Source organism: Serratia proteamaculans, assembly GCF_949794035.1.
Lineage (GTDB): Bacteria > Pseudomonadota > Gammaproteobacteria > Enterobacterales > Enterobacteriaceae > Serratia > Serratia proteamaculans.
The window spans coordinates 4,129,875-4,142,705 of sequence record NZ_OX461105.1 but is presented as its reverse complement, the minus strand read 5'-3'; the positions used below and the strand labels follow the sequence as shown (position 1 = coordinate 4,142,705).

Annotated in this window: 10 protein-coding genes; 9 read left to right on the top strand and 1 reads right to left on the bottom strand. The window is 58.9% G+C overall.

Annotated features, from left to right (window positions below; genetic code table 11):
- Positions 1-88: 88 nt before the first annotated feature.
- The 9 genes from QOT07_RS19255 to QOT07_RS19215 all read left to right on the top strand — a co-directional run bounded on the left by QOT07_RS19255 (position 89) and on the right by QOT07_RS19215 (position 11,411).
- A complete protein-coding gene (locus tag QOT07_RS19255; protein WP_085118317.1) occupies positions 89-1,012 on the top strand; it encodes a LysR substrate-binding domain-containing protein in 924 nt (307 codons plus the stop codon).
- A 115-nt stretch (positions 1,013-1,127) separates the two neighbouring features.
- Positions 1,128-2,591, top strand: a complete 1,464-nt coding sequence (locus QOT07_RS19250) for a gamma-aminobutyraldehyde dehydrogenase (protein ID WP_085118316.1) — start codon at positions 1,128-1,130, stop codon at positions 2,589-2,591.
- Positions 2,592-2,652: 61 nt separating this feature from the next.
- Complete coding sequence (gene ydcS, locus QOT07_RS19245; protein ID WP_085118314.1) at positions 2,653-3,807, top strand: putative ABC transporter substrate-binding protein YdcS; 1,155 nt, start codon at positions 2,653-2,655, stop codon at positions 3,805-3,807.
- A gap of 55 nt (positions 3,808-3,862) precedes the next feature.
- Positions 3,863-4,891 carry an ABC transporter ATP-binding protein gene (locus tag QOT07_RS19240; protein ID WP_099062686.1) on the top strand — a complete coding sequence of 343 codons (1,029 nt, stop codon included), beginning with the start codon at positions 3,863-3,865 and terminating at the stop codon, positions 4,889-4,891.
- 7 nt (positions 4,892-4,898) lie between these two features.
- Positions 4,899-5,837, top strand: a complete 939-nt coding sequence (locus tag QOT07_RS19235) for an ABC transporter permease (protein WP_369804750.1) — start codon at positions 4,899-4,901, stop codon at positions 5,835-5,837.
- A complete protein-coding gene (locus QOT07_RS19230) occupies positions 5,827-6,633 on the top strand; it encodes an ABC transporter permease (protein ID WP_085118310.1) in 807 nt (268 codons plus the stop codon). Before QOT07_RS19235 ends, QOT07_RS19230 begins: the two co-directional genes overlap by 11 nt.
- A 46-nt stretch (positions 6,634-6,679) precedes the next feature.
- Positions 6,680-8,104 carry an aminobutyraldehyde dehydrogenase gene (gene patD / locus QOT07_RS19225; protein WP_099062685.1) on the top strand — a complete coding sequence of 475 codons (1,425 nt, stop codon included), beginning with the start codon at positions 6,680-6,682 and terminating at the stop codon, positions 8,102-8,104.
- Positions 8,105-8,316: 212 nt separating this feature from the next.
- Positions 8,317-10,227, top strand: a complete 1,911-nt coding sequence (locus tag QOT07_RS19220; RefSeq protein ID WP_283603769.1) for an NAD(P)-binding protein — start codon at positions 8,317-8,319, stop codon at positions 10,225-10,227.
- On the top strand, positions 10,224-11,411 hold the full coding sequence (locus QOT07_RS19215; RefSeq protein WP_207979579.1) for a cytochrome c: 1,188 nt from the start codon (positions 10,224-10,226) through the stop codon (positions 11,409-11,411). Before QOT07_RS19220 ends, QOT07_RS19215 begins: the two co-directional genes overlap by 4 nt.
- Positions 11,412-11,576: 165 nt before the next feature.
- Here the strand turns inward: QOT07_RS19215 and hmpA are convergent, their stop codons facing one another.
- Positions 11,577-12,767 (bottom strand): NO-inducible flavohemoprotein, encoded by a 1,191-nt coding sequence (gene hmpA / locus QOT07_RS19210; protein ID WP_112348604.1) that lies wholly within the window; start codon positions 12,765-12,767, stop codon positions 11,577-11,579.
- Between the last annotated feature and the right edge of the window lie 64 nt (positions 12,768-12,831).

Genomic DNA, 12,831 nt, shown 5'->3' with positions numbered 1-12,831 from the left:
AAGGCTGTCGCGTTTTAGATAGTTTTTTCGATCGCTTTCCGCACGGCATCTACACTCAACCCAACTGTTTTGATTGAGGTTGTTACCTATGATGACGCTGCGCCAAATCCGCCATTTCATTGCCGTGGCGGAAACCGGATCGATCTCCGCCGCCGCGCAGGCGGTGTTTGTTTCCCAGTCCTCACTGACGCTGGCCATTCAGCAGTTGGAAACCGACATCGGTGTGCGGCTGTTTGATCGCCACGCCAAGGGCATGAACCTGACGCACCAGGGCCACCAGTTTCTGCGCCAGTCTTATCTGATCCTCGCGACGGTGGATAACGCCAAGCGCAGCCTGCAACTGGGGACCGAAAGCCTGACCGGCAAGCTGACCATCGGTGTGACCAGCCTGGTGGCCGGGTACTTTTTGGTCGAGCTGTTGAAGCGGTTTAAATCGGCTTACCCCAACGTCACCCTTCAGGTGATCGAAGACGAACGCCCTTATATTGAGCATCTGCTGGTGAGTGGAGAGATAGATATCGGCGTGCTGATCCTGTCGAATATCGAAGACCGCGACGCGCTGCAGACCGAAGTGCTGATGCACTCGCCTTATCGCCTGTGGCTGCCGCCGCTGCATCCGTTGCTGGATCATGAAAGCATCGGCCTGGCGGACGTGGCGAAACTGCCGTTGATCCAGCTTAACGCCGATGAAATGGACGTCCATGCGCGGCGCATTTGGGCACGTGCCGGAGTGAAACCGGAGATTGCCATGAAAACCGCGTCGACGGAGGCGGTGCGCAGCCTGGTAGCAGCGGGCATGGGTGTCTCGATCCTGCCGGACATGGCCTACCGCGCCTGGTCGCTGGAAGGCAACATGATTGAGGCACGCAAGCTGGTGGATCTGCTGGAGCCGCTGGACATCGGTCTGGCCTGGCGACGCGGCAGTGCGCGGCCGGAGCTGGTCACGCCGTTCCTTACCATTGCGCGTGAGAACGGCAATATGCACGCCGCTGGGCTGAAGCATTCGATTTAATCGAACGCGGCGTTCAGTATTTAGAATTTGTTGGCTGCCTGAGGCTCGCTTAGTCTGATTGAAACTAACTTATTCACATTTAGTTAACGTTTTGGTCACTTAGAGGCGATACGCGATGGCAGATGTGCACCTCCTTTCAGGTTTATCCTGTCAGCAATTCATTAACGGTCAGTCGGTCGAAGGCGAAGGCCAGCAAGAGTGCATCGTTAATCCCGCCAATGGCGAAACGCTGGTTTCCATCACCGAAGCTTCATCGGCACAGGTTGGCAGTGCGGTCAAAGCGGCACAGCAGGCTTTCGGCCACTGGTCGCGCACCACGCCGGCCTACCGTGCTGCTATTCTGCTGCGCATTGCCGACGCCATCGAACGGCAGGCCGGGCGTCTGGCCGGTCTTGAGGCGCTCAACTGCGGCAAGCCGTTGCATCAGGCGCTCAATGACGATCTGCCGGCCGCCGTCGATGTGTTCCGGTTCTTTGCCGGCGCGGTACGCACCCAGCAGGGGCAATTGGCCGGTGAATATATTGAAGGCCACACTTCGATGATCCGCCGCGACCCGATCGGTGTGGTGGCCTCGATTGCGCCGTGGAACTACCCACTGATGATGGCGGCGTGGAAGATCGCGCCGGCGCTGGCGGCGGGTAACACCGTGGTATTCAAACCTTCCGAACATACTCCGCTGACCATTCTGGCGCTGGTGCCTGCGTTGCAGGACATCCTGCCACCGGGCGTGCTGAATATCATTTATGGCGGTGGGGAAGGGGTCGGCAGCCATCTGGTCGGTCATCCTCAGGTGCGGCTGGTCTCGGTCACCGGAGACATCGTCACCGGGCAAAAAATTCTGCAGGCCGCGGCGAAGAGCGTCAAACGTACTCACCTGGAGCTGGGCGGCAAGGCTCCGGTGATTGTTTGCGACGACGCCGACCTGGATGAAGTGGTCAACAGCATCCGCACCTATGGCTACTACAACGCCGGACAAGACTGCACCGCCGCCTGCCGCATCTACGCGCAGGCGGGGATCTATCCCAAGCTGGTGGAGGCGCTGGGCGAGGCGGTTGCCAGCCTGCGTTTTGCCCGCAAACGCGATGAAGACAACGAAATCGGCCCGCTGATCAGCAGCCGCCAACGCGATCGCGTCGCCAGCTTTGTCGAGCGGGCGCTCAGCCAGCCACATATTGAATTGATCACCGGCGCTGCCGCGCATTCCGGCCCTGGCTTCTACTACCAACCCACGCTGCTGGCCGGCTGCCTGCAAAGTGACGAAATCGTCCAGCGCGAAGTGTTCGGCCCGGTGGTGAGCGTCACTCGCTTCGAACATCTGGAGCAGGCGGTCAACTGGGCAAACGATTCCGAATACGGCCTGGCCTCGTCGGTCTGGACGCAGAATATCGATCGGGCGCTGCATATTGCCGCGCATCTGCAATACGGCAGCACCTGGATCAATACCCATTTCACCCTGGCGAGTGAGATGCCGCACGGGGGCCTGAAACGCTCCGGCTACGGCAAAGATCTGTCCAGTGATTCACTGCAAGACTACAGCGTGGTCAGACATGTTATGGCGAAGTTTAAAGCCAGCTTCTAATGAAATTAGGGCGGCAGCCGTTCCCTGCCGCACACAGATACGCAACACAGGGGTAATTACGATGGGAAAAACTACCGCAGTCACCACCACAGTTTCCGCACTCTGTTTCACCGTGCTTTGTGGCCTGGCCCAGGCGGCCGACTTGCCGCAGGCGCTGGGTAAAGGCGAAGGGCGACTGGATATCATTGCCTGGCCCGGCTATATCGAACGCGGTCAGTCCGATAAAAACTATGACTGGGTCAGCCAGTTTGAAAAACAAACCAGCTGTGCGGTGAATGTGAAAACCGCCGCCACCTCCGATGAAATGGTCAGCCTGATGGCCAAGGGCGGCTATGACCTGGTCACCGCTTCCGGCGACGCCTCGTTACGCCTGATCTTCGGTAAGCGGGTGCAGCCGATCAACCCTGCACTGATCCCCAACTGGAAAAATATCGACCCGCGCCTGCTGAACGGGGCCTGGTACACCGTAGACGGCAAAACCTACGGCACACCCTATCAGTGGGGGCCAAACCTGCTGATGTACAACACTAAAACCTTCCCGACGCCGCCAGACAGTTGGGCGGTGGTGTTCCAGCAACAAAACCTGCCGGACGGCAAGACCAATCAGGGCCGGGTACAGGCTTATGACGGGCCGATTTACATCGCCGATGCAGCGCTGTTCCTGAAGGCTACGCAGCCGCAGCTTGGCATCAGCGACCCGTACCAGTTGAACGAAGAGCAATATCAGGCGGCATTGAAGATATTGCGCACCCAGCATGCGTTGATCCACCGCTACTGGCATGACACCTCGGTACAGATGAGTGATTTCAAAAACGAAGGCGTCGTGGCCTCCAGCGCCTGGCCGTATCAGGCCAATGCCCTGAAAGGGGAAGGCCAGCCGATTGGCACCGTGTTCCCGAAAGAGGGCGTTACCGGCTGGGCGGACACCACCATGCTGCACGCCGATGCCAAACACCCGAACTGTGCTTATCTGTGGATGAACTGGTCGCTGGAGCCAAAAGTGCAGGGCGACGTTGCCGCCTGGTTTGGTTCGGTACCGGCGTCTCCGGCAGGCTGCAAGGCCAGTACGCTGCTGGGTGACAAGGGGTGTGAAACCAACGGCTTCAACCAGTTCGACAAGATTGCCTTCTGGAAAACGCCGCAGGCGCAGGGCGGCAAGTTCGTGCCGTACAGCCGCTGGACTCAGGACTATATCGCCATCATGGGCGGTCGGTAACCCGCGGAGGGCGTAGCCTGCTACGCCCGATGAATGCCTATCAGGAGCGCAGATCATGACCATTGCCGTACAATTTATCGATGTTTCGCGGAGCTTCGGCGACGTTCGCGCCGTGGACCGGGTTTCTATCGAAATACAAGATGGGGAATTCTTCTCCATGCTCGGGCCTTCCGGCTCGGGCAAAACCACCTGCCTGCGACTGATCGCCGGCTTTGAACAACTCAGCGCCGGTTCGATCCGTATTCACGGCCAGGAAGCGGCCAATCTGCCGCCGTATCAGCGTGACGTGAATACCGTCTTCCAGGATTACGCGCTGTTCCCGCACATGTCGGTGCTGGAAAACGTGGCCTACGGATTGATGGTGAAAGGCGTCGCCAAGCGTGAAAGGTTGGCTCGGGCCCAGGAGGCGCTGGACAGTGTGGCGCTGGGGTTCGTCGCCGAACGCAAACCGGCGCACCTTTCCGGTGGTCAGCGGCAGCGTGTGGCACTGGCCCGCGCACTGGTTAACCGACCACGGGTGCTGTTGCTGGATGAACCGCTGGGCGCGCTGGATCTCAAGCTGCGTGAACAGATGCAGGGCGAGCTGAAAAAGCTGCAGCGCCAGTTGGGGATCACCTTTATTTTCGTCACCCACGATCAGAGCGAAGCGTTGTCGATGTCGGATCGGGTGGCGGTGTTCAATAACGGGCGTATCGAGCAGGTGGACGCGCCACGTGAACTGTACATGCGGCCGAAGACGCCGTTTGTCGCCGAATTTGTCGGGACTTCCAACGTGGTGCGCAGCGAGCTGGCGCAGCGCTTGCTCGGCCAGACCGCCACCTTCTCGATCCGCCCTGAGCATATTCGCCTGGTGGATATGACCGGTGCCGCGCAGGGCGAAATTCAGGTGCAGGGCACGTTGCAAGAGATCCATTATCAGGGCGCGGCGACGCGTTATGAAATTGCGCTGAGCAGCGGTGAAAAACTGCTGGTCAGCGAGGCGAATCCTCAGTGGCACGCCGCCGGACAGCAGCATTTGATTGGTCAGCCGGTCACCGCCTGCTGGTCGCGTGAGGCGATGGTACCGCTGCTGGAGGAGAGGTGAGATGGAGATGAGCATCGACTATCCCGCGCCGCGCCGCGGTACCTTGCGCGCCCTGTCGACCTTTCTCTACCGCCGGCCGACGCTGTACCTGCTGCTGTTACTGGTGCCGCCGCTGCTGTGGTTCGGTGCGGTGTACCTCGGCTCATTATTGACGCTGTTGTGGCAGGGGTTCTATACCTTCGACGATTTCACCATGACGGTGACGCCGGATCTGACCTTCGATAACCTGCGGGCGCTGTTTAACCCGGCCAACTACGACATCATCCTGCGCACGCTGACGATGGCGGTGCTGGTGTCACTGGCCAGTGCGGTGCTGGCGTTCCCGATTGCCTATTACATGGCGCGTTACACCAGCGGCCGCGTCAAAGCGTTCTTTTATATCGCGGTGATGATGCCGATGTGGGCCAGCTATATCGTCAAGGCCTATGCCTGGACGCTGCTGCTGGCGAAGGATGGCGTAGCGCAGTGGTTCCTGCAGCATCTGGGGCTGGAGCCGGTACTGGCGGCGATCCTGACCGTGCCGGGCGTCGGCGGCAATACCCTGTCGACCTCCGGGCTGGGGCGTTTTCTGGTGTTTGTCTATATCTGGCTGCCGTTCATGATCCTGCCGATCCAGGCGGCGCTGGAACGTCTGCCACCTTCGTTGCTGCACGCCTCGGCGGATCTGGGCGCACGTCCGTCGCAGACTTTCCGTTACGTGATCCTGCCGCTGGCGGTGCCAGGCATTGCCGCGGGGTCGATCTTCACCTTCTCGCTGACGCTGGGGGACTTTATTGTGCCGCAGCTGGTGGGGCCGCCGGGCTATTTCATCGGCAGCATGGTGTACGCCCAGCAAGGGGCGATCGGCAATATGCCGATGGCAGCAGCCTTTACCCTGGTGCCGATTGTGTTGATCGCGATTTATCTTTCCATTGTGAAACGTCTGGGGGCCTTCGATGCACTCTGAGCGCGCGCCATTAGGGCTGAAACTGGCCGCCTGGGGCGGTCTGATTTTCCTGCATTTCCCGCTGGCGATTATCGCCATCTATGCCTTCAACACCGAGGACGCGGCGTTCAGCTTCCCGCCGAAGGGCTTCACGCTGCATTGGTTTAGCGTGGCTGCCGGTCGGCAGGACATTATCGATGCGATGCTGCTTTCCGCGCAGATTGCCGCGCTGGCGACGGCGGTAGCGCTGGTGCTGGGCACTCTGGCAGCGGCGGCGCTGTACCGGCGTGATTTCTTCGGTAAAGACAGCATTTCACTGTTGCTGCTGTTACCGATCGCGCTACCGGGCATTGTTACCGGTCTGGCGCTGCTGGCGGCGTTCAAGGCGCTGAATATCGAGCCGGGGGTGCTGACCATCGTGATTGGCCATGCCACCTTCTGCGTGGTGATCGTGTTCAACAACGTCATCGCTCGTTTCCGCCGGACTTCCCATAGCCTGATCGAGGCGTCAATGGATCTCGGCGCCGACGGCTGGCAAACCTTCCGCTACGTGATGCTACCCAATCTGGGCTCGGCATTGCTGGCCGGGGGCATGCTGGCATTCGCGCTGTCGTTTGATGAAATCATCGTCACCACCTTTACCGCCGGACATGAGCGCACGCTGCCGCTGTGGTTGCTGAACCAGCTTGGCCGTCCGCGCGATGTGCCCATCACCAACGTGGTGGCGCTGTCGGTGATGTTGCTGACCATGTTCCCGATTTTGGGGGCCTATTACCTGACCAAGGGCGGCGAGAGCGTCGCCGGCAGCGGCAAATAACCTCTGACCCTAATGCGTACCAGACATCTTATAAAAGGATAACCCTATGCAAAGCCAATTGTTGATTAACGGCCAACTGGTTACCGGCCAGGGCGAGTTGTTGCCGGTGTATAACCCGGCAACCGGAGAGGTGGTGGTACAGGTGGCTGAAGCCAGTGCAGAGCAGGTCGATCAGGCCGTACTGGCGGCCGACGCCGCATTTGTACACTGGGGGCAGACCACGCCGAAAGAACGTGCTGAACACCTGTTGAAGCTGGCGGATCTGATTGACAGCCATGCGGAAACCCTGGCCCGCCTGGAATCGATCAACTGTGGTAAACCCTACCACTGCGTGCTGAATGACGAACTGCCGGGCGTGGCTGATGTCTTCCGCTTCTTCGCCGGGGCCAGCCGTTGCCTGAGCGGGCTGGCGGCCGGTGAGTATCTGGCTGGACACACGTCGATGATCCGCCGCGATCCGCTAGGTGTAGTCGCCTCGATCGCCCCCTGGAACTACCCGCTGATGATGGCGGCGTGGAAGCTGGCTCCGGCGCTGGCGGCAGGTAACTGCGTGGTGCTTAAGCCGTCGGAACAAACCCCGTTGACCACCTTCAAGCTGGCCGAACTGGCCGCCGGTCTGTTCCCGCCGGGCGTGTTTAACGTGCTGTTCGGCCGCGGTGCCAGCGTCGGTGATCGCCTGACCGGCCATAACAAAGTACGCATGGTGTCGCTGACCGGCTCAATCGCCACCGGCGAACACATCATTGGCCATACCGCATCCGGCATTAAGCGCACCCATATGGAGCTGGGGGGCAAGGCACCGGTGCTGGTGTTTGACGACGCCGACCTGCAGCAGGTGGTGGAAGGGATCCGCAGCTTTGGTTTCTACAACGCCGGTCAGGACTGTACCGCCGCCTGCCGCATTTATGCGCAGAAGGGGATCTATCCGCAGTTGGTGAAAGCGTTGGGCGAGGCCATCGGTAGCCTGAAGATCGGCCCGCCGGAAGATCAAAGTAGCGAACTGGGCCCATTGATTACTGCTCAGCATCTGGAGCGGGTGGTGGGTTTTGTCGAACGGGCCAAGGCGCTGCCGCACGTGCAGGTGGTGACCGGTGGTGAAAGGGTTAACGGCCCTGGCTACTATTTCCAGCCGACGCTGTTGGCGGGGGCTCGGCAGGAAGATGAAATCGTCCAGCGTGAAGTGTTCGGCCCGGTGGTGACCGTCACGCCGTTCGACGACGAAGCACAGGTACTGGCCTGGGCCAACGAGTCTGACTACGGGCTGGCATCTTCCCTGTGGACGCGCGACGTGGGCCGGGCACACCGTCTGAGCGCCCGTTTGCAGTATGGTTGTACCTGGGTGAATACCCATTTCATGTTGGTCAGTGAGATGCCGCACGGTGGCCAAAAGCTGTCCGGTTACGGCAAGGATATGTCGATGTACGGCCTGGAAGATTACACCGCTATCCGCCACGTGATGTTTAAACATTGATTCATCAGGTTTTATCTGCAAAATAACGCGGCTTTTAAGCAGGCTGGTACTTGCTTGATAATAATATTCCCCTATGAATTTCAAGTTACAGCTAGGCGGCCAGCTTGCTCATCCCCAGGAGCTTACTTAAGTAAGTGACTGGGGTGAGCAAGTGCAGGTAACAACGCTGTAGCTTGAAATACGACGGGGATAAAAACTGAAGGAAGCCAATTATGGGTATCACCAGACGCGATTTTCTTAATGGGGTAGCGATCACCATCGCCGCCGGGTTAACGCCGATGCAGATCCTGCGCGCATCGCCGCAAACCGCCAATCAAACCCTCTATTACCCACCGACGCTGACCGGGCTGCGGGGCAACCATCCCGGTTCGTTTGAGCATGCGCATCAATTGGGACGTGACGGCAAGGCCTTCGATTTTGCCAGCATCCCAGCCACGGAAGAGTTCGATCTGGTGGTGGTCGGTGCCGGAATCAGCGGGCTGGCGGCCGCCTGCTTCTGGCAGCAAATGAAGGGGCCGCAGCAGCGTATTTTGCTGATCGATAACCACGATGACTTCGGTGGTCACGCCAAGCGCAATGAGTTCAGCAGTGAGAACGGCACCATCCTCGGCTATGGCGGCAGCGAATCGCTGCAGTCGCCGCGTTCCAACTTCAGTCCGGTGGCGATGGGGCTACTGCAAAAGCTGGGCGTCAGCATCGACAACCTGGAAAAGGCTTTCGATAAAACCTTCTACCCGGATCTGAACCTGAGCCGTGGCGTCTATTTCGATCGCAAAAACTTCGGCGTCGACAAAGTGGTGAACGGGGATCCGGGCCGCATGGTGGCGGATGATATCCCCCATGACCGCCTCAACGGCCGTTCCTATGAAGCCTTTATCGGTGATTTCCCACTGCCGGAAAGCGATCGTCAGGCGCTGATTGTGCTGCACACCGTGGATAAAGATTATCTGCCGGAGATGAACCAGGAACAGAAAAGCGAATGGCTCGACAAACACAACTATACCGAGTTCCTGCGTGACAAGGTTGGCCTGAGCGAAATGGCGATCCGCTATTTCCAACAAACCACCAGTGATTTCCAGGCGGTGGGTATCGACGCCACCTCTTGCAGCGATGCGCGTATCTGCGATCTTCCCGGCCTGAACGGCATGAACCTGCCGCCGCTGGATGAAGAGTCGCAGGCGGATCTCGACGATCCTTACGTGTTCCATTTCCCGGACGGCAACGCCACGCTGACGCGCTTAATGGTGCGCCATTTGATCCCGGCAGTCTCACCGGGTGGCAAAGACATGAATGACATCGTGCTGGCGAAGTTCGACTACAGCCAGCTTGACCGGGCGGAGTCACCGGTAAAACTGCGGTTGAACAGCACCGGGCTGCACGCGGCCAATGTCGGCGACAAGGTCGAGGTGACCTATATGACCGGCGAGAAGATGACCAAGGTGCGTGCCGGACAGGTCGTGATGGCTGGGTACAACATGATGATCCCGTATCTGGTGCCGGAAATGTCAACTGAGCAGCAACAGGCGCTGAAACAGAACGTCAAGTCGCCGCTGGTGTACAGCAAAGTGGTGATCCGCAACTGGCAGTCGTTTATTAAACTGGGCGTGCATGAAGTTTACTCGCCGACGGCGCCTTATTGCCGTGTGAAGCTGGATTATCCGGTGAGCATGGGCGGCTATCAACACCCGCGGGATCCGAACCAGCCGATTGGCCTGCACATGGTGTATGTGCCGACGCTGGCGGGCAGTGGGCTGAGCCCGCGCGAACAGTCGCGCAAGGGTCGCGCCTTGCTGTTGGGGACGCCGTTTGAAGTGCATGAGCAGATGATCCGCGAACAGTTGCAGGGCATGCTCGGCTCTGCCGGTTTCGATCATCAGCGTGATATCGAGGCGATCACCGTTAACCGCTGGTCGCACGGCTATTCTTACTTCCTCAACGGGCTGTTTGACGATGAGGACGAGGCGAAGAAAATCATAGAGACGGCACGCCAGCCGATCGGCAAAATTGTGATTGCCAACTCGGATTCAGACTGGAGTCCGTACGCCAATTCGGCGATCGACCAGGCATGGCGCGCGGTAAATGAACTGGCCTTCGGCCATGTTGCCGCCAAGGAGGGAGCATGAGCATGCGTTCACTGTATTTACTGACCTTACTGGCAGCGGGCGGTTCGGCCCAGGCGATGTCGGCCGGGGAATACGTGGCCAAGGCCGGTGACTGCACCGCCTGCCATACCGCACCGGGCGGTGCTCTGTTTGCCGGTGGCATGAAGTTCCCGACCCCGCTGGGCAATATTTACGCTACCAATATTACGCCGGATAAGCAGCAGGGCATCGGGGCTTATTCCTTTGACGAGTTTGACCGTGCGATGCGCCAGGGGATCGCCAAAGATGGCCATCGGCTGTATCCGGCGATGCCGTACACCTCTTACGCCAAAATGAATGCGGAAGATATGCGCGCGCTGTACGACTACCTGATGAAGGAGGTCCCGGCGCAGAATACGGCTAACCGTGCCAGTGATATCAGTTGGCCACTGTCGATGCGTTGGCCGCTGGCAATATGGAACCAGTTGTTCCATGAGGATACGCCTTACCAGCCGGACGCGGGTCAGAGTGCTGAATGGAATCGCGGGGCTTATTTGGTGCAGGGGGCGGGGCACTGCGGCAGTTGCCATACGCCGCGTGGTTGGGCGATGCAGGAGAAAGGGCTGGACAGCAAAGAGCCGGCCTTCCTGAGTGGTGCCGAACTGGACGGGTGGTACGCTTCCGGATTACGCGGGCTGCAACAGGACGAGGTCGTGGCCTTGCTGAAAACCGGACGTAGTCAACATGCGGCGGTCGCAGGGCCGATGGGTGAGGTGGTTAGCCACAGTACGCAATATCTGACCGATGGCGATCTGAATGCCATTGCGACCTATCTGCACAGCCTGGCGGCGGAAAAACCGCAGGCGGACAAAGCCGTGGCAATGACCACCGGCAATTCGCAGGCAGGGCAAGCCACCTATGCCATGTATTGCTCAACCTGCCATGGCAATAAGGGCGAGGGCAGCGACAACACCATTCCGGCACTGGCGGGTAACGCAACGGTCACGGCGGAAAACCCGTTAACTGCGCTGCGCGTGGTGCTGGAAGGGGCGCATACGCCAATCACCCAACATGCCACGGCAATCGCCATGCCGGGTTACGCCTGGACGTTGAACGATCAACAGGCCGCCGATCTGATGAGTTATTTACGGGGAAGCTGGGGCAACCAGGCGGCACCGGTTACGGCGCAGCAGGTTCAAGAGACACGTAAGCTGGCGGAGAAATAACAGAAGGGCGCGGGTTGAGCTGTTTATTAGATAGAGATACTCGGGCCTAGCGCACCGAGGGGCGCTCCGGCAGCTAAAGCTGCTACGACCCCTTCGGCACGCTCTCCCTAATAACGAGCATTATCAGCCATCTGAGGGCGCGGCACCAGGTCGCGCCCCTTTTAATTACAGAACCTTATGCGGGCCGAAGCATTCGTAGTGGATGCGTTCGGCTTCTACACCCATCTCCAGCAACTGCTTGCCCACATGCTGCATAAACGGCACCGGCCCACAGAAGTAGTAATGCATCTGCGGCGTGCTGAGCGTTTCGCGCAGAGCACTGAGGTTCATCAGGCCACGGCTCTGGTAGTCACGGCCTTCCACATCATTGACGCCCGGTTGGTTGTACCAGACGTGGCGGCTCAGGTTTGGCATGCGGTCGGCGATGTTTGCCACTTCATCGGCAAAGGCGTGAACGCTGCCGTTTTCCGCTGCGTGCAACCAGTGTACGTCCGCAGGGTGCTGGTTATCGTGCAAGGTATTGAGCATGCCGAGCATTGGCGTTTGGCCGACACCGGCGGAGATCAGCGCCACCGGGGTTTCCGGCTGTGCTTCGAGGAAGAAATCCCCGTGCGGCGGAGCGAGATAAATCACGTCGCCTTCTTTGGCTTGCTGATGCAGGAAGTTCGATACCTTACCCTGATCTTCACGTTTTACCGCAATGCGATAGTATTCGCCATTCGGTGAGGTGGTCAGTGAGTATTGGCGAATTTCCTGGTTTTCCATGCTGTCGTGCTTGATGTAGACCGCCAGGTATTGACCCGGTTTGAAGTCGATCACCTTGCCACCGTCAACCGGTGCCAACACGAAGCTGCAAATCACCTCGCTCTGTGGCTGTTTTTTGACGATGCGGAATGCGCGCAGGTCACGCCAGCCACCATCGGCCGTTTCGCTGGCCTGATAAATCTGGCCTTCGCGCTGGATAAATACATCCGCCAACACGCCGTAAGCCTTACCCCAGGCATCCAGCACTTCCTGGCCCGGACTGAACATTTCATCCAGGGTAGCCAGCAGATGACCGCCAACAATCTGGTATTGGTCCGGCCGAATATTCAGGCTGGTGTGCTTCTGAGCAATACGTTCTACCGCCGGCAGCAACGCCGCCAGATTTTCGATATTCGCGGCATAGGCACAGATCGCGTCGAACAGCGCCTGACGCTGATCGCCATTGCGCTGGTTGTTCATATTGAACACATCTTTTAACTCAGGATTGTGCTCGAACATGCGATCGTAGAAATGGGCAGTCAGTTTCGGCCCGGTAGCGGCCAGCAGGGGAATGGTAGATTTTACGGTGGCGATGGTTTGGCTATCCAGCATGGTAGCGCTCCTTGGTCGATCATTATTGGAATATTTAAATGATGCATTTTAAATGCATCTTTAG